Raw genomic sequence first — 19,558 nt, 5'->3', positions numbered from 1 at the left:
CCTCACTGTTCGGCGAGCGCTGTCCCGGGTGGCGACGAGACCACCTGGGGCAGCGCTCCGCCATGAGGGCGGCGTCGGGCCGCGATGGACGCGGCGGTTCGCACGAATGAGGCCAGGGCCGGGGAGCGGGAGTGGTCCGGCCACGCGAGCACCAAGGTGACCGGCGTCGCGTCGAGCACCGGAACGCAGGCCAGGTCGCTACGGAGCTGGGTGCGGACCGACTCGGGTACGACGGCCACCGTCCGTCCGATGGCGATGAGTTGCATCAGCTGGGCGGAGTCGCGCACTTCGGGCCCCGATCCGTCCTGCCCCGGTCGGCCCTGCCAGCGGGCCATTGTTTCGCCCGCCAGGTCTGCGAGCCGCAGGTGTGTGTGCTCGGCCAGCCGGTGCGTTCGCGGCAGGACGACCACGGCTTGCTCGGTGAGCAGCGGCTCGGTGTCGAGGCCGGTGAAGTCCTCGTACGGGCTGTGCAGGAACGCGATGTCGGCAGTGCCGTCCCGCAGGAGACGTGCTCTTTCGGCCACGTCGCACAGCACGACGTCGACTTCGGCGGCTCCCGGCTCGGCGGGATGGGCGGCGAGGATGGCAGGCAGCAGGTCACCGTCGCCGCCGGGTTTCATGGCGACCACCAGCCGGGAATCCCTCCGGCCCGCCCGCTGGGTGCGTCGGACCGCCGCACTCGCTGCCTCCAGGACGATGGCCGCCTCCGCGGCGAGCACCCGGCCGGCCTCCGTGAGCGTCACCCGGCGGTTCTCGCGCAGCAGCAGCGGGACACCGATGCGCCGCTCAAGCTGTCGGATCGCGCGGGAGAGCGGCGGCTGAGCCATGCCGAGGCGTCGGGCCGCCCTGCCGAAGTGGAGTTCCTCGGCGACCGCCAGGAAGTACGCCAGTTCGCGGGTCTCCAGTCGGCTCATACCGGCACGGTATCGGTCGCGACCGAAACGGTCTTGGCCTGTCGGCGCTTGCGAATGGTGAGCTGGGCCCATGCCCAACGAGAACACGATCGCCCTGGTGACCGGAGCCAACCGGGGCATCGGCCATGCCATCGCCCGCCGACTCGCCGAGCGCGGCATGACCGTGCTGGTGACCGCGCGAGATCCGAAACGGGCCGCAGCCGCCGCCGACCGCCTGCGCGGAGCCGGATCCGATGTCAGGTCCTTGGCCCTGGACGTCACCGACCGGGCGACTGTCCATGAGGCCGCCCTGCAGGCTGACGCCTGGTTCGGCCGGCTCGACGTCCTGGTCAACAACGCCGGGATCTCCGGAGACGTCGACGCCCAACTTCCCAGCGCTGCAGCAGTGGAGACGATGGTGGAGGTGTTCGAAACGAACGTCTTCGGCGTGCTGACCGTGACCAACGCGATGTTGCCGCTGCTCCGGCGCTCGGCTGCGGCCAGGATCGTCAACGTGTCCAGCGGAGTCGGCTCCCTCGGCAACCAGACCGACCCGGGCCACTACCTGTCCGGTCTGCCGCCGATGGCGGCCTACCCCGCTGCGAAGGCCGCGCTCAACATGCTGACGGTGCAGTACGCGAGAGAGCTCCGGCCGGAGGGAATCCTCGTCAACGCCGTAGCCCCGGGTGCCTGCGCCACCGACTTCACGAGGAACCTCCCCTTCGGGCACACCATCACCCGCACTGCGGCCGAAGGCGCGGCGATCGCCGTACGCCTGGCCACCCTCGGGCCGGACGGACCGACCGGCGGTTTCTTCGACGACGACGGCCCGGTCCGCTGGTGACCGCATCCGCGACCGGACCGACACGCGCCGAGCGCCGCCGCGAGGGTATTCCCGGCCTCCGGGCGGCGCTCGGCCGTTACGTCATCGGGCCGGGCCCCCGGTGGGTGCCGAGTCGGGCCGGGCCGGTGGCGCGGCTTCCAGCGTGCGGCGGATGACCGTCGAACCGTGTTCGACGAACTCGGCGATCGGTGCGGCCAGGGCATCGGGGAGGACGTCGGTGTGCCACACGAATCTCGTTCGGCCTCCGGCTTCCGGCAAGGCCTGCATGGAAGCGTGGTGATGGGACGGATGGAGGCTTCCGCCGATCACGGTGTAGGCGACCCGCCTCGCCTCGTGATCGAGGTCGACGAGCCGTTCGAGGACGATCGTGCCGTCGGCGAAGGTGACGGTGCGGGTGTCCGAACCCAGGTGGGTGTCGATGACGAACCCGGGCGCCAGACGCTCGTGTACCGCGCCGTAGTCGCTGAGCACCGCCCATACGGCTTCGGGGCGGGCGTCGATGATGAATTCCTTGTGGATGGAGGCCATTGGCGATCGACTCCCGGTCAGGACGAAGCGAGGCAGAAGAGGTGACCTTCGGGGTCCGCGAGAACGATCCACTGGCCCTCGTCGGGCTGGAAACCGGGCTTGGTCGCTCCCGCCGAGAGCAGTTCCTTCACCGCGACCTCCGGGTCGGCGACCGTGAAGTCGAGATGGGCGTGCTTGGCAGCGTCAGGCCAGCCCGGTCCCCGGTAGCCCGTGACCCGCTGGAAGGCCAACCGGACCGGCCCTCGGCCCAGGTGGACGAAGTCGTCGTCGGCCTGCGCCACGTCCCAGCCGGTGACCTTCCGGTAGAACTCGGCGAGTGCCCGGGGATCGGCGCAGTCGATGGTGATCGCGGTGAGCTCCGCGTGGACGGCCATTGGTGGCTCCCTTCGTGTCATCACGTGGCCCCAGCATCCGGGGTGGCCGCAGTGACGGTCTTGAAGATCCTTGCGGGCCGTTCTGTCGTACCCGACGCGTACTGTCCGCAGCATGCTGTCCGCGTCGATCCTCGCCGCCCGGCCCGAGTTCACCGTGGCGACGGTGGGGTGCCGTTCCGACCACGTCCGGTGGTCGGAGCCGGAGACCCGCGATGACCACCGCCTGGTCCTGGTACGGCGCGGCAGGTTCCGGCGATGGGCCGACGGCACCGACGCCGATCTGGACCCGACCCTGGCCTACCTGGGCGCGCCGGGCGAGGAGGAGCGCTTCGCGCACCCGTCCGGCGGCGACGTCTGCACGTCGGTCAGCTTCAGGCCCTCCCTCCTGGGACGCCCTCTCCCCGCGACGACGGTGTACGTGGACGCACGCGTCGATCTTGCCCACCGTCGTCTTGTCTCCGCCGCGGGCACCGGCGACATCGACTACGCGCTGACGGAGGAGCTGCTCCGTCTCGTCGCGGCGGCGGCAGGTGGGCCGCCGGTCGTGCGTCCGGGGCCGGCCGATCGGGCGTTGGTTGCCGCGGCGCGTGAGGCGATCACCGAAGAGGCTTCGGAGGCTGGGGGGCTCTGCGCACTGGCCGCGCTGCTGGAGGTGTCGCCCTACCGACTGAGCCGGGTGTTCTCGCAGCAGATGGGCGTCTCGCTGACCCGCTACCGCAACCGCGTACGCGTCACGCGGGCCATGGACGGAATCACCGAGGGCGCGCCCAGCCTCGCCGACCTGGCAGCACAGCTCGGCTTCGCCGACCAGGCGCACCTGACCCGCACCATCCGCGAGCACGTGGGGCACACACCCACAGCCCTGCGCCGGCTGCTCGCCTCCGAGGAGTCCGAGGCCCGATCTCCGGTCCGGTGCCCGTCCGGCACAGCGGTCGATGCTGCGCGGACATCCGCTCGGTGACGCAGGGCCGTGCCTGGGATGATCCGTGCCGTGAAGCCTTGGACCGCCTTGAGCCCGGCCGAGCAGACACTGATGCGCCGTGGTCTGTGGCAGTCCCGCCTGGCCGGGACGATCCAGCAGTACGGAATCGATCTCCGATGGGCCGGGGCGAAGGATGCTCCGCTGCTGCGCAGCTACACCGAGGACGAACAGCGTGCGCTGGTGCCACGGCTGGCCTCGGTGGCCTTGGACCTCGTCGAACGCGGCCTGCTCACCGTCCGGACGCGGCAGGGTCTCGGTGCCGCCCCGACCGATCCCGTCCTGACCGGCTCGCAGCTGCAGGACGTGCTGGCCGAGCCGGCCAACTGGCTCCGGAGCCCGGAGGCGGCGGTGACGTTCGACCTGGACGCCACCGAGCCCGCGCGCGAGTGGTGGCAGGCGAGCACGCTTCCGGTTGTGGTCGGTGACGGTCTGCCCGGCTGGGACGAGCTCACCCGCGAGCAACAGGAGGTCCTGGTCTGCGCTTCCGAGGCCGGCGGCCTGCTCACCGGGCCGTTCGGCATCTGGGAGGACCTGCCGACCGAGTCGGCCGGCGTCGAGCTCTCGGAGTGGGTCGACCGCCGGCTCGCTCCGCTGCTCCCGTACGTGCGCGAGGGCTGGATCGAGGTCCGCCACTTCGCGGTGGAATCCGGCGATGCCTTCACCGTGATACCGCTCGACGACCTCCGAACCGCCTTCGCGGACCGTTCCCTCCGCTACGACGACGGCGACGACTGGGGGGTGGGTTTCGGCTGCGTCTTCACGTACACGGGGCTGGCTGTCTGGCTCAGTGGCGGGAGCGCGGCCTGGGGCAGCCGACTGACGTTCGAGTCTTCGGGCTGACCGGCCCGCGGAGGATCAGCCGCAGCAGCGCCGCGAAGTGCGAGATCGAGGTCTTCGAGGCGATCCGTCCGTAACCGGCCGGGCTCTGCGCAACGGCCCCCGTCGCATCGGACGGTGCCGCCCCGGTCCACCCCCGTGGGTCCGGGGCGGCACCGTGGTCAGTGGGTGGCGTCCTCGGGGTACCAGCGGAGTTCGACGGTGTTGCCGTCGGGGTCGCTGACGTAGACGGAGGTGGCGGTGCCGCGGGCGCCGTAGCGGGGGACGGGGCCTTCGAGGACGGTGAAGGTGCCGGCGTCGATGACCTCCTGCCAGTCGAGGGGTTCGACGGTGAGGCAGATGTGGTCGACGTTGGACTCCTGCCGGGGCCGGTCGGTCAGGTCGATGATGGTGTCGGCGGTGACGCGGACGGACGGGAAGGAGACCTTCCCGGCCCGCCACTCGTCGACGCGGACGGGCTCCAGGCCCAGCAGGCCCGCGTAGAAGGCCAGGGAACGCTCGACGTCCGAGACGTTGAGGACGAGGTGGTCGAAAGCGATGACGCGCATGGTGGGTCCTTCGGTGGGTGAGGGTGCCGGGGTGGTGGTCAGGCCTGCCGGTAGTGCAGGTGGACCACGCCGGTGCTGAAGGTGGCCGAGTGGGCGAGCTGCAGCGGGATCCGGTCCTGCTCGGTGAACAGGCGGATGCCGGAGCCCAGGACGATCGGGTGGACGAGCAGGTGGAGGTCGTCGATCAGCCCGGCGCGCAGCAGGGACCGGGTGAGCATGACGGAGCCGGAGAGGCTGATGTCGCGGCCCGGCCGGCGCTTCAGCTCGGTCAGCTCGGCGACGAGGTCACCGCCGAGGACGGTGGAGTTGTTCCACTCGGCCTCGTCGAGCGTGGTGGACACGACCAGCTTGGGGATCGCGTTGAGCGCGTCCGCCATCTCGCCGGTCCGGTGCGGCCAGGTGGCGGCGAAGGTCTCGTAGGTGCGCCGGCCGAGCAGCAGGGTGTCGGCCGCGGCGGCGAGGCCGCCCACCACGGCGCCCATCTCCTCGTTCAGGTACGGGAAGTGCCAGGTCTCGGGGGCCTCGACCACGCCGTCCAGGGACATGAAGAGGCCTGCGGTGATCCGGCGCCCGGAGGCCCTGCCTGCGGTCGTGGCGGCGGTCGTGTCGGCTGTCGGGGCGGTGGCGGGGCGCGTGGCGCTGGTCATGGTGTGGGGCTCCGGGCGGGACTCGGGGGTTCGCCGCGGGCTGTTCCGCGCGGTCGGTGACGTGTTCCACGATCCTCCGGAACGGACCCGCCATCAACGCGTGATCCACGTACGATCGTTGAGCTGGATTCAACGATCGAGGGGCGGGGCGGGCGGATGCTGGAGCGGCTGGAGGTCGAGGTCTTCCTCGCGCTCGCGGAGGAACTGCACTTCGGCCGGACGGCCGAGCGGCTGCACCTGACCACCGGGCGGGTCAGCCAGGTGGTGAAGAAGCTGGAGCGCCGGATCGGCGGCCCGCTGTTCGAACGTACCAGTCGGTCGGTCCGACTCACCGCAGTGGGAGGACAGTTGGCCGACGACCTGGTCCCGGTGGTGGAGGCGATGGCGGCGGCCCTGCGCCGGGCGGAGGACGCCAGCCGCGGGGTCACCGGGGAGCTGCGGGTCGCGTTCCTCGGCGAGTGGACGGCGCCGGTGCTGCTCAAGGCGGTCGCGCTGTTCGGTGAGCGGCACCCCGACTGCCGGGTCGACGTCCGCGAGGTCCAGCTCTCCAACTCCCGGGCGAGCCTGGTGGACGGCTCGGTGGACGTCCTGATCGCCTCCTACCCGTTCGACGGCATGGCCAACGGGCCGGTCCTGCTGACCGAGCAGCGGGTCCTCGCGGTGGCCGTCGGACACCCGCTGGCCGCGGAGCGGTCGGTGTCGATCGAGGTGCTCGCCGACCACCCGGTGGTGCAGTACCCCGCCGTCACCTCGGCGGCCTTCAAGCGCGACCGCACCCCCGACCACACGCCGTCCGGTCGCCCGGTGACCAGGGGCCCGTCCGGCGGGACGTTCTCCGAGATGCTCAGCCTGGTCGCCATGGGCCGTGGCGTGCTGCCGGTCGGCGAGCACTCCCGCCGTTACTACCCGCGCCCGGACGTCGCCTACGTGCCGATCCATGACGCGCCGCCGATCGAACGCGGCCCGATCTGGCGGGAGGGCAACTCGACCGCCCGGGTCCTGGCGTTCGTCCGGGCGGCGGCGGACGCCGCCGGGGTGCGGGCCGTCGGGGCTGCGCCGTCGTGCGTCGTGGCGGCCGGCTGACCGGCGCCCTGCCCGCACGGGGCCGACCCGCTCCCCGGGCAGGGGAGCGGGTCATGAGGAGCCGGTCCGTCGTCAGGGCAGCAGCAGGCCCCACGACAGGGCCCAGGGCACGAAGATCGCCGAGGCCAGCAGCAGCGCGCCGAGCCGGGCGCGGTCGAGGCCGCGGGTGGCGGCGAGGGCGGCCCGGCGTCGCAGCGCGGTGCCGGCGGCGACGCCGGCCGATCCCACGGCGACCAGGGCGAGCAGTTGCACCGCCAGCCAGACCACCGGGCGGCCGAACAGCACCGGCCCGGGGAACATCGCGGCCGTGACCATCAGGAAGAACAGGTAGCCGAGCCCGCCCAGCAGCGCGGCGGTGCCGGTGACGGCCGCCCAGCGGGCGGCGCGGGGCAGGGCGGCGGGGCGCGGGCGGCGGCGGATCCGGCGGGCGGCGCCGGTCAGCGCGTAGCCCGCGAAGCCGGTCAGGCAGAGCAGGGTGGCGACGGCCTCGGCCCAGGCGCGCTGGTACCAGGGCAGCGGGGCGAACGCGTGGCTGAGGGTGGCCTGGTGCGGTGCCGGATCGGCGGAGGCGGCGGGGAGCGCGGTGGCGAGCCGCTGGATCCAGGCGGTCTCGGTGTCGGCGTAGTCCGGCGGCAGCCGGTCCGGCCGGTCGTACCCGTCGTCGTCGGTCAGGTGCAGGTTGTGCCGGACGCCGGGGACCGTCCGCAGCGTGTAGTGGGTGTTGCCGGCGCGGTCGAGGGCCTGCCGGATGATCGCGGCGCTCTCCTGCGGGGCGGCTTCGCGGTCGAGCGTGCCCCACTCGGCGAGGACGGGCTGGTGGACCCGCTCCCACACCGGCACCGGGTCGTAGTCGGCCTCCGGGAAGAGCCCGGCGGCGGCGAGCACCCGGACCGAGCTGTCGGGCAGGGCGGTGCGCAGTGAGCCGGAGACGCCGGCGTGGCGCAGGTAGCCGTCGTACGCCCAGGCCTGCTGGCGGGCCGGGGTGAGGCCGACCGCGCCGGCCGTGACCAGGTACGCCACGTCGCCGGAGCGGGCGGCGGCGAGCGAGACCACCCAGGCGCCCTCGGAGAGGCCCCACAGGCCGACCCGGCCGGGTGCGACCTCCGGCCGGGAGCGCAGCAGCCGGACGGCGGCGAGGGCGTCGTCGGCGAGCTGCCCGTAGTCGCGGTGGGTCATCGAGTAGCCGTCGGTGCGCTTGTCGAAGATCAGCGTGGTGATGCCGCGGCGGGCGTACGCCTCGGCGGCCGGCCGCAGTTCGCTCAGCGGGCCCGGGCCGGCTCCGGGGACCATGACCAACCCGGGGCCGCGGTGGGCGGCCGTCGCGGTGGGCGGGGTCAGCACCAGGCCGTGCAGGACGGTGCCGCCGGCGCCGGCGAAGTCGACCCGGGTGCCGACCGGGTCGGTCGCGGCGGCCGGGTTCGCGGTCGGGGGCTTCGGGGGCTTGGGGGCCGTCGTGGCCGGGGCCTTCGTGGCCGGGGTACTCGTGGTCGTGGCTCCCCCGCTCGGGGCCTTCGTGGTGGTGGCATGTGCCGGCCCTGCGCCGGGGAGCAGCCCGAGCAGGGCCGCCAGCAGGGCGGCGACCAGCAGTGCCGTCCGTCCGGTGCGGGTGGGCGCGGTGTGCTGTGGTCCGGTCCGTCCGATGCTCATCATCGGCCTCCCCCGGGTCGGCGGTCTGGTGTGCTTCCAGCCTGGCGGGGAGGCGGTGGCCGGGCGATGGTGGTCACACCCGGATCGGGGGTGTATGCATCCCCCTTATTCGAACTCGGGTTGGGTCGCCGGGAGTTGTGTTCGACGGGTCAGGTCACGTCGTCGGGGCCGGTGAAGGCCGGTGGGGTGTACCCGGGGCCGGTGAAGTCGGGGGTGGTGAACGCGGCGGGGCGGGGCGTGCGGCCCTCGGGGTCGGTCAGGCCGTCGGGGCCGGGGCTGGTGAAGGCGGGGGAGGTGTATCCCGGGCTGCTGAAGTCGGGGCTGCTGAAGTCGGGCCGTTCGGCGGTGGCGGATCCCCCGTCGGCGTCGGCGTCGGCGTCGGTGCCGCGGCCGGGAGCGGTGCTGCGGTCGGGAGCGGGTTCGTGCCCGGGCACCGGCGGGAGTGCGGCGTGCAGGTAGGGCAGCAGGCCGCGGTCGCGCAGCGCGGTGCGCCACTCGGTGCGGGCGTCGGCGAGTTCGGCGGCGAGCTCCGGGTCGGTGCCGGCCGGGGCGGCCGCGGCGCCGTCGCGTATGGCGGTGAGGAGGAGCCCGACGATGCCGATGGCCATCGCGGCGACGCCGGCGGCGAGTGCCACCCAGCCGGCCGTGACGAGCGAGCGGGCGAGGGCGAGGTCCGGGTCGGCGGCGCGCAGCAGGTAGCCGATCAGCAGCAGGAGGACGGCGGCGGCCCAGGCCAGGATCGGGGTGAGCACGGTGAGGACGGGGAACAGCCCGGCGCCGCCGTTCGCGGAGCGCAGCTGGGTGAGCAGGCCGGGGGCGGTGGGTTCGGCGCCGGGTGGTGGCGGGGGTGTGGTGCGCAGGCTCTCGCGCAGCCGGGCGTAGTGCGCGTACTCGGTGCCGGCGGCGGCGTTGATGCCGTCGGCGTCGCGCAGCGCGCGGATGCGCAGTTGGTCGGTGGTGAGCGCGCCGGGCGCGCGCAGGGCGGTGAGGACTGTGCGGTCGCGCAGGGCTTCGGCGAGGAGGCGCTCGTACTCCGGGCGGTCCTCGGCGAGCATCGGCGGGGGGTTGGACATGGGGACCCCGTTCGTGCGGACCCCGGTTCGCTCCGCCCCGGGGGCGCGGGCGCCCTCAGGACGCCGAAACGGGCGCGGAGGCGGGCCGCCGGACGGGCGGCCGGGTGTGGTGTGCCTCATGGTAGGGGCGGGTGTGCCCGGGCTGACAGTCGGTTTCCGGAATTTCGCGCCCCGGGCCGCGCGTGTGCGACGGCCCGGGCGCCGGGAACAACCGTTCGACGACTGCCGTCAGTTGATGGGCAGTCGGGCGACCAGCAGCCGCCCCTCCATGGTGACGCCGCCGTCCATCGCCACCGCGAGGTCGTCCGCGTACACGTACGGTCCGGGGATGTGCGGCGGCTGGCCGTCGTCCGCGTGCACCGCGCCGGTGAGGTACGGGATCGGGCTGTGCCCGTGCACGATCCGGGTGCCGCCGTAGGTGTCCAGCAGCTCGTGGACGGCCGTCGGTCCGGCGTCGCCGCGGAAGGCGAAGCGCTTGGTGAAGCGGCGGAAGCAGTCCCACCACTCGTCCACGCTGCCGTCGGAGAGCAGGCCGTGCACGGCGTCGTTGACGTCGGGGATGGACTCGCCGTACTCCAGGTACGCGGTGGTGTCGGAGTGCAGCAGCAGGTGGTCGTCCTCCAGCGCGATGGCGGGGAGCCGGGACAGCCAGCTGATGTGGTGCGCCTCCAGGCGGTCCAGGTCGTTCTGCTGGCCGCCGTTGAGCCGCCAGGCGGCCAGGAAGGAGGCGGTGCCGGCGGTGGACTGGACGGGCTCGTCGCCGTACTTGGCGGCGCCGAGGAAGAGCAGTTCGTGATTGCCCATCAGGGCGCGGCAGTAGCCGCCGGCCGCGGCGGCCTCGGCGGCGAGCTGCATGACCAGGTCGATGACGCCGATGCCGTCGGGGCCGCGGTCGGTGAAGTCGCCGAGGAACCAGATCCGGGCGCGGCCGGCCGACCAGTGGCCGTCGGCGTCGATCAGGCCCTGGCCGTGCAGCGCGGCGCGCAGCTCCTCCAGGTAGCCGTGGACGTCGCCGACGACGTACACCGGGCCGGGGGGCTCGCCGGGGCCGGGGGCCGGGTAGGGGTAGGTCGGGGCGGCGGGGTCGGGCAGCGGCAGCGGCGGGCCGAGTTCGATGGTCGGCGGGTCGTCGCGGCCGGCGAGCTGGAGGGCCGGGGAGGGCTGGTCGGGGAGGGTCGGCTCGTAGCCGGCGCGGTCGTCGTAGCCGCTGTTGTCCTCGTACGCCGCGTGCTCCTGACCGTCGTAGGCCGCGTGTTCCTGACTGTCGTAGGCCGAGCGCTCCTGGCCGTCGTAGGCCGTGGGCTCCTCGTACCCGGTCCGGCCGTCGTAGCCCGCGTGGTCCTGGTGCGAGAACGCCGTGGACTGGTTCACCGTCTGGCCCTGGGCGTGCACGGTGTGGCCCTGCCCGTCGGAGGTCCAGTGCTGTTCCAGGTAGCGGGCGCCGCCGTAGCCGCTGTACGTCTCGGCGTCGTACGGGGTGCCCGGGTAGGTCTGGGCGGGCTCGGGTTCGTAATAGGTGCCGTACGGCAGCACGTCGAGGTCCGGCTGATGGCGGGGGCCCGAGTGGGGGTGCTCGGGCCCGGGGAAGCGGTCCTCGGGTGTCATTCGCCCATCATAGGAAGACCACTCTCCCGCCGTCGTCACCTGGTGGGCATCCAATCCTCCGGAGCGTCAGCCGGGCGGCCCTTGAGGGTCCGTTTTGTCCTGGCTCGATAGGGTCTCGTCAGCTCTGGCCGGGCGTCTTTCGTGCTCGCCCGGCTCCGGTCGGTGTCCGGCTGGGCCGGTCGGGGCTCCGGCCGGTGCCCCGATCCGCGCCCCGGTCGGTGCCCCGCCGACGCCGGTCGGCGTCGGCGGTCTAGACCTCGCCCGGGGGGCGGGGCGGGCTGACGGTGGTGCGCGGGCTCCGGCGTTGGGAGGACGCGCGGACGATCAGTTCGGTCGGCATCAGGGTGCCCGGCGGCGGTCCGTTGCCGGCGGTGCGGAACCGGGGCGGGAAGAGCCGCGCGATGTCGACGCCCGTCCCGGAGTCCACGCCCTCGATCGCGTCGATGAGCAGGTTGACCACGGTGGTGCCGATCTTGCGCGGCTTGAGCGAGAGCGTGGTGATCGGCGGTTCGGTGGCCGCGTAGACGTCGCTCTCGCTGCAGCAGACCAGCAGCAGGTCGTCCGGCACCCGCAGGCCGTAGCGGCGGGCGGCGGCGAGCAGGTCCGTCCCGTTGGGGTCGAACAGGCCGTAGACGGCGTCCGGCCGGTCGGGGCGGGCGAGCAGCCGGTCGGCGGCGACCGCGCCGGCCGCCGGGTCGTGCGCCGGGTAGGCCTCGTACACCGGTTCCTGCCCGACCTTGGTGCACCAGCCGAGGTAGGCCTCGGTGGAGAGCCGGGTGTAGGTGTCGGTGCTGGTGCCGGTGAGCAGGCCGATCCGGCGGGCGCCGGCTTCGGACAGGTGGTCGAGGATGCCGAGGACGGCGGCCTCGTGGTCGTTGTCGACCCAGGCGGTGACCGGGCAGTTGCCCGGCTTGCCGTCGCTGACGACCGGGACGCCGGACCGGTACAGCTCGCTGACCAGCGGATCCTGGTCGGGCGGGTCGATCACCACGGTGCCGTCCAGGGCGATGTTGCCCCAGACGTCGTGGCGCGACGAGGCGGGCAGCACCACCAGCGCGTAACCGCGGCCGAGGGCGGCGCTGGTGGCGGCCCGGGCCATCTCGGCGAAGTAGGCGAACTCGGTGAAGGTGAAGGGCTCTTCGCCGTACGTCGTGACGGTCAGCCCGATCAGGCCGGACCGTCCGGTGCGCAGGGTGCGGGCCGCCGCCGAGGGGCGGTAGCCGAGGCGCTCGGCGACTTCGCGCACCCGGCTGCGGGTCTCGTCGGGCAGGCGGCCCTTACCGTTCAGCGCGTCGGAGACGGTGGTGATCGACACTCCGGCGGCTGCCGCCACATCCCGGATGCCTGCCCGCTCCAGACGCCGTGAGGTGGTGGGTCGCCGACCGCTCTGGTTGGCTGCTGCTGTCATGGCGGACCGATCGTATGGCTCCTGACAAGGGTCTGTGACCGGCGCATCGGGAGCCTTCGGAGATACGTTTCTCCAAGAGTGAGCCGGGGTGCGCCCCTTCGATCCCCGCCCGAAACCAGGCCTCTTACCTCTGACATGTGCCAAAGGAACCGGGCAGAATGGCTGATCTGCACCTGTAACCCGACCGGGCATCTCACTCCTACGGGTGAGGGCGGTCGGTATGGTGCAAGGCACCCGACCGGGGTGGTCCGGGCGCGTCAGGAGATCCCGGGCACGGGGGCGAACCCGTCCGTGGCGGGCGAGCGCACCGGACAGTTGTGCAACTTCTGGAAACGGAGTACGACCGTGAGCAGTGGTACGTCAGCGCAGGGCCCGCGCCTGCGGCCGACCCTGGACGGCATCCCCACCTACAAGCCCGGCAAGCCGGCCGGCGCCGACGCCTACAAGCTGTCCTCGAACGAGAACCCGTACGCCCCGCTGCCCGGCGTGCTGGAGGCGGCCGTCCAGGCGGCCGGCTCGCTCAACCGCTACCCCGACATGGGCGTCAACGAGCTGACCGCGGTGCTGGCCGAGCGCTTCGGCGTGCCCGCCGAGCACATCGCCACCGGCACCGGCTCGGTCGGCGTCGCCCAGTCGCTGATCCTCGCCACGGCCGGCCCGGGCGACGAGGTGATCTTCGCCTGGCGCTCCTTCGAGGCCTACCCGATCATCACCCAGATCGCCGGCGCCACGCCCGTCCCGGTGCCGATCACCGAGACCGGCGACCACGACCTGGACGCGATGCTCGCCGCGATCACCCCGAACACCCGGCTGATCTTCGTCTGCAACCCCAACAACCCCACCGGCAACGTGATCCACCGCGCCGAGCTGGAGCGCTTCCTGGACGCCGTCCCCGGTGACGTCCTGGTGGTCGTGGACGAGGCCTACATCGAGTTCATCCGCGACCCCGAGGTGCCCAACGGCATCGACCTCTACCGCGACCGCCCCAACGTCTGCGTGCTGCGCACCTTCTCCAAGGCGTACGGCCTGGCGGGCATGCGGGTCGGCTTCGCGATCGCGCACGAGCCGGTGGCGGCCGCGCTGCGCAAGACCGCCGTCCCGTTCGGCGTGAACCAGCTCGCCCAGGACGCCGCCGTCGCCTCGCTGCGCGCCGAGGAGGCGCTGCTGGAGCGGGTCGACGCGCTGGTCGAGGAGCGCAACCGGGTGGTGGCCGGGCTGCGCGCCCAGGGCTGGGAGATCCCGGACTCGCAGGCCAACTTCGTCTGGCTGGGGCTCGGCGAGCGCTCGGCGGAGTTCGCCGCGGCCTGCGCCGAGGCGGGCGTGATCGTGCGGCCGTTCCCGGAGGGCGTGCGGGTGTCGATCGGGGAGGCCGAGGGCAACTCGATCTTCCTGTCGGTGGCGGAGGCCTTCCGCAAGTCGCTCTGACCTTCCGGAGCCGCAAGGCTCGCACGACCCGCAGGGGCGCGCCGTCCACCGGCGCGCCCCTGCGGCGTTCAGCCGTTCACGCAGCCGTTCCGCAGGCTTTCCGTCGCCGTTCCGGAGCCGTCCCCCGGCCGTCCCGGAGTTGTCCCGGTTCCGTCCCGGATCGCTCCAGGATGGCTGTGGATCGCTGGGAGCCCGCTGGGAGTTGGGCCAACGATCGGCCACGGAGCGGCCAAGCGGGCCGCGCGAGCCGGGCACTCTGCCCGGAATGCCCGGATCCGGTCGTCCAGTCTTCTCCCAGCCTGCGCTCAGGTCTCCGAAAGAGCGCCCCGCGAAGCTGTCCGGCATGAAGGTGCTCCCACGGCGGCGCGGTGCCGTCCTCGTCAACTCCGCGCTCGGCGTGGCCCTGCTGGGCGGTGCGGCCCTGGTGTACGCCACGGTCAGCGGCAGCTCCGGTCCGGCCGCGGCCAAGCCCACGACCCGCACGGCGACGGTCGGCAAGGGAACGGTCCTGGCCACCGTGTCCGGAACCGGCACCTTGATCTCACCCACCGACGCGGCCCAGGACTTCACCACCGGTGGCAAGCTCACCGCGGTCAAGGTCGCGGTCGGGGACGCCGTGAAGAAGGGCCAGGTGCTCGCCACCGTCGACACCACGGCGGCCCAGCAGCAGGTGGACGCGGCCCGGGTGGCCCTCACCACGGCCAACGCCAACCTCACCAAGGCGCAGGCCGGGGTCACCACCACGACCACCGAGCCGCTGCCGGCCTCGACCTCCGGGGGGTCCGGTGGCGGGTCCGGCAGCGGCGGTGGCGGACGCGGGGCGGGCGGGAGCAGTACGCCCGCCCCGCAGACCACCACCATCACCACCACCAAGATCGACGACGCGGCCGTGGCCCAGGCCGAGCAGCAGGTCGCCACCGCGCAGACCAGCCTCTCCAACGCCCAGGCGGCGCTGGCCGGGACGACGCTGACGGCCTCGACGGACGGCACCGTCGCCTCGATCTCCAGCAAGGTCGGCGACACGGTCGGCGCGACCGCCTCCGGGTCCACCGGCAGCGGCTCCGCCAAGTCGACCGGCACCAGCACGGGTTCGAGCTCCCCCAGCGGCTTCATCGTGCTCACCAACCCGACCGGCATGCAGGTCACCGCGAACTTCTCCGAGCTCGACTCGCTCAAGCTGAAGAAGGGCGAGGCGGCCACCGTCACGCTGAACGCGCAGTCCGAAACCAAGCTCAACGCGACCGTCCTGTCGGTCAGTTCGCTGCCCAGCAGCAGCGGCTCCGGCGGCGCGGCCGGCTCCTCCGCCGTCCAGTACGCGGCCACGCTCCAGCTGGGCGGCGACACCAGCACGCTGCGCACCGGCCTCAGCGCCACCGTCCAGGTGATCACCGGCGAGGCCGACAACGCGCTCTCGCTGCCCACCTCCGCCCTGTCGGGCACCGGCACCTCCCGCACCGCGACCGTGGTGCACGAGAACGGCGCCACCGAGCGGGTCACCGTCGGGGTCGGCGTCGAGGGCGACAGCACGGTCCAGGTGGTCTCCGGGCTGAAGGAGGGCGACAAGGTCGAACTCCCCACCACCAGCGGCAGCAACGGCTTCCCGAACGGTTCCTTCCCGGGCGCCGGCGGCAACCGCGGCGGGGCCGGCGGCGGCGCCGGGGTCTTCCCGGGCGGCGGCGGCGGTGCGGGCGGCGGCGGTGGCGGCGGCGGCCGGGGCGGTCGGGGCTGAGCATGCGTCACGTCATCGACAAGCGCGTCCCCGCGACGCCCGTGCCGGTGATCCGGATCCGCCGGCTCACCAAGTCGTACGGGCACGGCGACGCCACCGTGCACGCGCTGCGCGGCCCGGACGACCCGGAGACCGGCGCACCCCAGGGCGTCAGCCTGGACATCGAGCAGGGCGACTTCGTCGCGGTGATGGGCAGCTCGGGCTCCGGCAAGTCCACCCTGATGAACATCCTCGGCTGCCTCGACGTCCCGACGTCCGGCCGCTACCTGCTGGACGGCGTCGACGTCGGCCACCTGGACGAGCAGCAGCTCTCGCTGGTGCGCAACCGCAAGATCGGCTTCGTCTTCCAGTCCTTCAACCTGATCCCGCGCACCACCGCCCTCGCTCAGGTCGAGTTGTCGCTCGCCTACGCGGGCGTCCGGGCCGCCGAACGGCGCCGCCGGGCCCTGGCCGCGCTCTCCCTGGTCGGCCTCGGCGAGCGCTCCGGGCACAAGCCCAACGAGCTCTCCGGCGGCCAGCAGCAGCGCGTCGCGGTGGCCCGGGCGCTGGTCACCGCCCCCGCGATGCTGCTCGCCGACGAGCCGACCGGCAACCTGGACAGCCGCTCCACGGAGGAGGTGCTGGGCCTGATCGACGGGCTCAACGCCACCGGCCGCACGGTCGTCCTGATCACCCACGAGGACGAGGTCGCCCGGCACGCCAAGCGGGTGCTGCGGCTGGTCGACGGACAGATCGTGAGCGACATCCGGCAGGCTCCGGTGGAGGGGCCGCCACCCGCCCTTCGTGACCTGGGAGTGCCCGCGTGATCCTCTGGCAGACACTCCGCTTCGCGGTCGGCGGCCTGGCCGCCAACAAGGTGCGCTCGGCGCTCACCATGCTCGGCGTGCTGATCGGCGTCGCCTCGGTGATCCTGCTGCTGGCGGTCGGCAACGGCTCGTCGGTCGCGGTCAAGGACTCGATCACCTCGCTCGGCACCAACTCGCTGACCGTCAGCTCCGGTTCGGCGGCCGGTGGCGCCCGGGCCGCCTCCTCGGTGAAGAAGCTCACCGTCGCCGACGCCAAGGCGCTGGCGAACGACGGCGACTCCGCGGCGATCAAGTCGGTGGCCCCGGTCGTCACGACCAGCGGCACGGCGCTGTACGGGAACATCTCGTACAGCCCCGGCTCGATCGTCGGCACCTACCCGGCGTACTTCGAGACCTCCAACCAGAAGGTCGCGAAGGGCGAGTACTTCACCAACGACGACGTGCTCGGCTCGCGCAAGGTCGCCGTGCTCGGCGCCACCACGGCGAAGCAGCTGTTCGACACCGAGGACCCGGTCGGCAAGCAGATCGTCCTCGGCGGCACGCCGTTCACGGTGGTCGGCGTGCTGCAGGCCAAGGGCGGCAGCGGCTTCACCGACCCGGACGACGTGGTCATCGCCCCGCTGCCGACGGTGCAGAACGCCTTCACCGGCTTCGGCACGGTGAACCAGATCCTGGTGCAGGCGGCCTCCGCGGACTCGACCACGGCGGCCCAGTCGGAGATCACCCGGGTGCTGCTCGCGTCCCACGCGATCGCCGACCCGAGCAAGGCCGACTTCCGGATCACCAACCAGGCCTCGCTGCTCACGGCGCGCGAGAGCACCACCAAGACCTTCACCGTGCTGCTCGGCGCGGTGGCGGCGATCTCGCTGCTCGTCGGCGGGATCGGGATCACCAACATCATGCTGGTGACCGTCACCGAGCGGACGCGTGAGATCGGCATCCGCAAGGCGCTCGGCGCGCCGCGCGCGGTCATCCTCGGGCAGTTCCTGACCGAGTCGACGCTGCTGTCGGTGATCGGCGCGGGGTTGGGCGTGGCGGCCGGCATGGTCGGCTCGCACTTCAGCATCGTCGGCATCAAGCCGGTGGTGATCCCCGAATCGGTGCTCGGCGCGTTCGGCATCGCCGTCGCCATCGGGCTGTTCTTCGGCAGCTACCCCGCCAACCGGGCCGCCTCCCTGCGGCCGATCGACGCCCTCCGGCACGAGTAGGACTCCAACCCATGAGCAAAGAGATCGCCACGGTCAGCAGTACCCCGGCCGAGCAGGTCGCCCTGCTCTCGACCCCGCCGGACGCCCGTGATGTGAGCGCCGAGCTGGCCGCGCCGCCCCGGCGGAAGCTGCCCTGGATCAGCCTGGTGCTGGCCGGCGGCGTGATCGCCACCGGCGCGTTCGCGGGCGGGGTCTGGTACCAGCAGAACAACGGCTCCTCCGACGGCAAGTCCTCCCGGCCCGCGGCGGCCGCCGGTGCCCAGCGCCCCGCTGCGGGCGGCGGGCAGGGCGGCGGGCAGGGCGGGTCCGGGCAGGGCGGGTCCGGGCAGGGCGGTGGGCAGAACGGCTCCCGCCGTGGGGCCGGCCAGGGCGGACAGGGCCAGGGCGGCGGGCAGGGCCAGGGCGGCCAGGCCGGTCTCGCCCGGGGCACGGTCAAGGCCGTCGACGGCACCACCGTCTACCTGACCGACGCCAACGGCAACACCATCAAGGTCACCACCGGCGACGCGACGAAGGTCCAGCTCAACAAGGAGGGCAAGGTCGCCGACCTGCAGCCCGGCCAGAGCGTGACCGTCGTCGGCACCCCCGACGCCAACGGTGGTTACACCGCCAACCAGCTCGTCGAAGGCAACGCGGCCGCCGGAGGCTTCGGCGGCGGTGGGTTCGGCGGTGGCGGTGCCGGTGGCGGCGCCCCTAGGAACCCGTCCGGCGGCTGACCCGGAACCCGCCTGACGCGCGCGAGGCCCTCGTCCCTTCCCTGGGCGAGGGCCTTCGCGTGTGCTCAGCGCGGTTCGTGCTCCCAGGCCGCGTTGCGGTCCGTGTCGCGCAGCAGGTGGAGCAGGTTGAGGAGAGTACTGACCGGGGCGTTGCCGAAGTCGATCAGCAGGCGGCCGTCGAGGGTGGTCTCGCCGGGGGAGGCGGAGCCCCAGAGGAGCCCGTAGGGGAGTCCACGCCGGTGCAACTCGCCGAGGAGGGCGGTGACCTGGGGAGCGGTGTAGTCGTGCATTTCCTCGAGGTGGCTGAGGTCGAGGGCCACGCACAGGGGCTATCGGCCTACACGATGGCTTTCATCCATGGGTTGCTTCAGACGGACGCCTATGCCTCGGCCATCTTCGCTCGTTCCTATCCGCGCCTCCCGGCTCATGAGGTCGATCTCCGGGTGGGCTTCCGCTTGCGGCGCTGGCACATCATTCGATCCGAACCGACTCCGTTCGCCGCATACATCCATGAAGCGGCACTGCGCATGCGGTTCAGCGGAACCAAGGTCCAAGCCGAGCAGCTCGGTGCGCTCCTCGAAGCTTCCGAACAGCCCAACATCTCGATTCGAGTCGTAACCTTCGATGTCGACACGATTCCGCTCCCCAGCGAGAACTTCACGTACGTCGAAGGGCCGATTCAGGAACTCGACACGGTGCAAGCGGACTCGGGTCTCGGCAGTCTGCTCTTCGACGCGCCGGCCCACACAGCCCGATTTCGGTCACTGCTTGCCCAGATCGGCTCGGCGGCTCTCTCGGAAGAGGAGTCCCGGGAGTTCATTCGATCCATCAAGAAGGACATGGAAAGCCAAAATGCGTAACTCTACCTGGCAGAAGTCAAGTTACTCCGGTTCGAACGCCGACTGTGTCGAGGTGCGCACTGTCGACGGGGCGATCGAGCTCCGTGAGTCAGACGAGGGCGAGGTCATCGTCCGTACCAGCGCCTCCAAGTTCGCCGCCTTCCTCCAGGGGGCGAAGGCGGGCGAGTTCGACCGCCTGCTCCCCCGCGCGTAGTGCTTCGTTCCGGCGGCCCCTTGCTCCTCGTAGGGGGCCGCCGGTCCGTCTTCCCCAGGAGTGTGGCTGGACCCACCCACGGGTGGGGCCAGACCCGTACCGGGGATCCGCTCTGCTCCGTAGCGTCGTTCTCACAACGACACGGAGGGAAC

21 protein-coding genes are annotated in these 19,558 nt (G+C 72.6%); 11 read left to right on the top strand and 10 right to left on the bottom strand.

The window, feature by feature from the left end; all coding sequences use genetic code 11:
- Nucleotides 1–2 precede the first annotated feature (2 nt).
- Entirely contained in the window at nucleotides 3–914 is a 912-nt protein-coding gene (locus ABTY56_RS07485; protein WP_350627419.1) for a LysR family transcriptional regulator, read from the bottom strand.
- A gap of 70 nt (nucleotides 915–984) precedes the next feature.
- Here ABTY56_RS07485 and ABTY56_RS07480 point away from each other — a divergent pair, with 70 nt between their 5' ends.
- Nucleotides 985–1,737 (top strand): SDR family NAD(P)-dependent oxidoreductase, encoded by a 753-nt coding sequence (locus ABTY56_RS07480; RefSeq protein WP_350627418.1) that lies wholly within the window; start codon nucleotides 985–987, stop codon nucleotides 1,735–1,737.
- An 81-nt stretch (nucleotides 1,738–1,818) separates the two neighbouring features.
- Here ABTY56_RS07480 and ABTY56_RS07475 read toward each other — a convergent pair whose 3' ends face one another.
- Nucleotides 1,819–2,265: an SRPBCC family protein gene (locus ABTY56_RS07475; protein ID WP_350627417.1), complete on the bottom strand. Its 447-nt coding sequence runs from the start codon at nucleotides 2,263–2,265 to the stop codon at nucleotides 1,819–1,821.
- 17 nt (nucleotides 2,266–2,282) lie between these two features.
- Nucleotides 2,283–2,639 carry a VOC family protein gene (locus ABTY56_RS07470; RefSeq protein WP_350627416.1) on the bottom strand — a complete coding sequence of 119 codons (357 nt, stop codon included), beginning with the start codon at nucleotides 2,637–2,639 and terminating at the stop codon, nucleotides 2,283–2,285.
- Between the two features lie 112 nt (nucleotides 2,640–2,751).
- Between ABTY56_RS07470 and ABTY56_RS07465 the strand changes: the two genes are divergently transcribed.
- The gene (locus tag ABTY56_RS07465; protein ID WP_350627415.1) at nucleotides 2,752–3,600 is read left to right on the top strand and encodes a helix-turn-helix domain-containing protein; all 849 of its coding nucleotides are present in this window, start codon (nucleotides 2,752–2,754) and stop codon (nucleotides 3,598–3,600) included.
- Between the two features lie 30 nt (nucleotides 3,601–3,630).
- Nucleotides 3,631–4,461, top strand: a complete 831-nt coding sequence (locus ABTY56_RS07460) for a hypothetical protein (protein ID WP_350627414.1) — start codon at nucleotides 3,631–3,633, stop codon at nucleotides 4,459–4,461.
- A gap of 158 nt (nucleotides 4,462–4,619) precedes the next feature.
- Here the strand turns inward: ABTY56_RS07460 and ABTY56_RS07455 are convergent, their stop codons facing one another.
- A complete protein-coding gene (locus ABTY56_RS07455) occupies nucleotides 4,620–5,006 on the bottom strand; it encodes a VOC family protein (RefSeq protein ID WP_350627413.1) in 387 nt (128 codons plus the stop codon).
- Nucleotides 5,007–5,044: 38 nt separating this feature from the next.
- Nucleotides 5,045–5,653 carry a dihydrofolate reductase family protein gene (locus ABTY56_RS07450; RefSeq protein ID WP_350627412.1) on the bottom strand — a complete coding sequence of 203 codons (609 nt, stop codon included), beginning with the start codon at nucleotides 5,651–5,653 and terminating at the stop codon, nucleotides 5,045–5,047.
- A gap of 156 nt (nucleotides 5,654–5,809) precedes the next feature.
- Here ABTY56_RS07450 and ABTY56_RS07445 point away from each other — a divergent pair, with 156 nt between their 5' ends.
- Nucleotides 5,810–6,736, top strand: coding sequence for a LysR family transcriptional regulator (locus ABTY56_RS07445; RefSeq protein ID WP_350627411.1), 927 nt, complete (start codon nucleotides 5,810–5,812; stop codon nucleotides 6,734–6,736).
- Nucleotides 6,737–6,808: 72 nt separating this feature from the next.
- Here ABTY56_RS07445 and ABTY56_RS07440 read toward each other — a convergent pair whose 3' ends face one another.
- The 4 genes from ABTY56_RS07440 to ABTY56_RS07425 form a co-directional block, all read right to left on the bottom strand.
- Nucleotides 6,809–8,383 carry an alpha/beta hydrolase family protein gene (locus tag ABTY56_RS07440; protein WP_350627410.1) on the bottom strand — a complete coding sequence of 525 codons (1,575 nt, stop codon included), beginning with the start codon at nucleotides 8,381–8,383 and terminating at the stop codon, nucleotides 6,809–6,811.
- A 149-nt stretch (nucleotides 8,384–8,532) separates the two neighbouring features.
- Nucleotides 8,533–9,456 (bottom strand): hypothetical protein, encoded by a 924-nt coding sequence (locus ABTY56_RS07435; protein WP_350627409.1) that lies wholly within the window; start codon nucleotides 9,454–9,456, stop codon nucleotides 8,533–8,535.
- A 228-nt stretch (nucleotides 9,457–9,684) separates the two neighbouring features.
- A complete protein-coding gene (locus ABTY56_RS07430) occupies nucleotides 9,685–10,887 on the bottom strand; it encodes a metallophosphoesterase (RefSeq protein WP_502893050.1) in 1,203 nt (400 codons plus the stop codon).
- A 424-nt stretch (nucleotides 10,888–11,311) separates the two neighbouring features.
- Nucleotides 11,312–12,469 (bottom strand): LacI family DNA-binding transcriptional regulator, encoded by a 1,158-nt coding sequence (locus ABTY56_RS07425; protein ID WP_350523668.1) that lies wholly within the window; start codon nucleotides 12,467–12,469, stop codon nucleotides 11,312–11,314.
- Nucleotides 12,470–12,814: 345 nt separating this feature from the next.
- On the opposite strand from ABTY56_RS07425, the gene hisC reads away from it, so the two are divergent.
- The 5 genes from hisC (at nucleotide 12,815) to ABTY56_RS07400 (ending at nucleotide 18,353) form a co-directional block, all read left to right on the top strand.
- Nucleotides 12,815–13,894, top strand: coding sequence for a histidinol-phosphate transaminase (gene hisC, locus ABTY56_RS07420; protein ID WP_350627407.1), 1,080 nt, complete (start codon nucleotides 12,815–12,817; stop codon nucleotides 13,892–13,894).
- Between the two features lie 343 nt (nucleotides 13,895–14,237).
- Nucleotides 14,238–15,623 carry an efflux RND transporter periplasmic adaptor subunit gene (locus tag ABTY56_RS07415; protein ID WP_350627406.1) on the top strand — a complete coding sequence of 462 codons (1,386 nt, stop codon included), beginning with the start codon at nucleotides 14,238–14,240 and terminating at the stop codon, nucleotides 15,621–15,623.
- 2 nt (nucleotides 15,624–15,625) lie between these two features.
- Nucleotides 15,626–16,429: an ABC transporter ATP-binding protein gene (locus tag ABTY56_RS07410; protein ID WP_350627405.1), complete on the top strand. Its 804-nt coding sequence runs from the start codon at nucleotides 15,626–15,628 to the stop codon at nucleotides 16,427–16,429.
- Complete coding sequence (locus ABTY56_RS07405; protein ID WP_350627404.1) at nucleotides 16,426–17,637, top strand: ABC transporter permease; 1,212 nt, start codon at nucleotides 16,426–16,428, stop codon at nucleotides 17,635–17,637. Before ABTY56_RS07410 ends, ABTY56_RS07405 begins: the two co-directional genes overlap by 4 nt.
- Before the next feature lie 11 nt (nucleotides 17,638–17,648).
- Complete coding sequence (locus ABTY56_RS07400) at nucleotides 17,649–18,353, top strand: hypothetical protein (RefSeq protein WP_350627403.1); 705 nt, start codon at nucleotides 17,649–17,651, stop codon at nucleotides 18,351–18,353.
- A 65-nt stretch (nucleotides 18,354–18,418) separates the two neighbouring features.
- Here ABTY56_RS07400 and ABTY56_RS07395 read toward each other — a convergent pair whose 3' ends face one another.
- On the bottom strand, nucleotides 18,419–18,643 hold the full coding sequence (locus tag ABTY56_RS07395; protein ID WP_350627402.1) for a hypothetical protein: 225 nt from the start codon (nucleotides 18,641–18,643) through the stop codon (nucleotides 18,419–18,421).
- Between ABTY56_RS07395 and ABTY56_RS07390 the strand changes: the two genes are divergently transcribed.
- Nucleotides 18,638–19,213, top strand: a complete 576-nt coding sequence (locus ABTY56_RS07390) for a DUF5753 domain-containing protein (protein ID WP_350627401.1) — start codon at nucleotides 18,638–18,640, stop codon at nucleotides 19,211–19,213. The genes ABTY56_RS07395 and ABTY56_RS07390 overlap by 6 nt on opposite strands.
- Nucleotides 19,206–19,406 (top strand): DUF397 domain-containing protein, encoded by a 201-nt coding sequence (locus ABTY56_RS07385; protein ID WP_350627400.1) that lies wholly within the window; start codon nucleotides 19,206–19,208, stop codon nucleotides 19,404–19,406. The genes ABTY56_RS07390 and ABTY56_RS07385 overlap by 8 nt, the downstream gene beginning before the upstream one ends.
- Nucleotides 19,407–19,558: the final 152 nt, after the last annotated feature.

Origin of the sequence: Kitasatospora sp. NPDC097691, assembly GCF_040302665.1 — a bacterium.
Taxonomy (GTDB): Bacteria; Actinomycetota; Actinomycetes; order Streptomycetales; family Streptomycetaceae; genus Kitasatospora.
This window is presented reverse-complemented; position numbering and strand designations above follow the sequence as displayed.

Excerpts from the sequence above, each read along its gene's own strand:
- ABTY56_RS07395 (WP_350627402.1), bottom strand. The coding sequence starts at position 18,643 with ATGCACGACTACACCGCTCCCCAGGTCACCGCCCTCCTCGGCGAGTTG.
- ABTY56_RS07410 (WP_350627405.1), top strand. The coding sequence starts at position 15,626 with ATGCGTCACGTCATCGACAAGCGCGTCCCCGCGACGCCCGTGCCGGTG.
- ABTY56_RS07415 (WP_350627406.1), top strand. The coding sequence starts at position 14,238 with ATGAAGGTGCTCCCACGGCGGCGCGGTGCCGTCCTCGTCAACTCCGCG.
- ABTY56_RS07425 (WP_350523668.1), bottom strand. The coding sequence starts at position 12,469 with ATGACAGCAGCAGCCAACCAGAGCGGTCGGCGACCCACCACCTCACGG.
- ABTY56_RS07475 (WP_350627417.1), bottom strand. The coding sequence starts at position 2,265 with ATGGCCTCCATCCACAAGGAATTCATCATCGACGCCCGCCCCGAAGCC.
- ABTY56_RS07435 (WP_350627409.1), bottom strand. The coding sequence starts at position 9,456 with ATGTCCAACCCCCCGCCGATGCTCGCCGAGGACCGCCCGGAGTACGAG.
- ABTY56_RS07400 (WP_350627403.1), top strand. The coding sequence starts at position 17,649 with ATGAGCAAAGAGATCGCCACGGTCAGCAGTACCCCGGCCGAGCAGGTC.
- ABTY56_RS07470 (WP_350627416.1), bottom strand. The coding sequence starts at position 2,639 with ATGGCCGTCCACGCGGAGCTCACCGCGATCACCATCGACTGCGCCGAT.
- ABTY56_RS07455 (WP_350627413.1), bottom strand. The coding sequence starts at position 5,006 with ATGCGCGTCATCGCTTTCGACCACCTCGTCCTCAACGTCTCGGACGTC.
- ABTY56_RS07445 (WP_350627411.1), top strand. The coding sequence starts at position 5,810 with ATGCTGGAGCGGCTGGAGGTCGAGGTCTTCCTCGCGCTCGCGGAGGAA.
- ABTY56_RS07450 (WP_350627412.1), bottom strand. The coding sequence starts at position 5,653 with ATGACCAGCGCCACGCGCCCCGCCACCGCCCCGACAGCCGACACGACC.
- ABTY56_RS07465 (WP_350627415.1), top strand. The coding sequence starts at position 2,752 with ATGCTGTCCGCGTCGATCCTCGCCGCCCGGCCCGAGTTCACCGTGGCG.
- ABTY56_RS07385 (WP_350627400.1), top strand. The coding sequence starts at position 19,206 with ATGCGTAACTCTACCTGGCAGAAGTCAAGTTACTCCGGTTCGAACGCC.
- ABTY56_RS07440 (WP_350627410.1), bottom strand. The coding sequence starts at position 8,383 with ATGAGCATCGGACGGACCGGACCACAGCACACCGCGCCCACCCGCACC.
- ABTY56_RS07480 (WP_350627418.1), top strand. The coding sequence starts at position 985 with ATGCCCAACGAGAACACGATCGCCCTGGTGACCGGAGCCAACCGGGGC.
- ABTY56_RS07485 (WP_350627419.1), bottom strand. The coding sequence starts at position 914 with ATGAGCCGACTGGAGACCCGCGAACTGGCGTACTTCCTGGCGGTCGCC.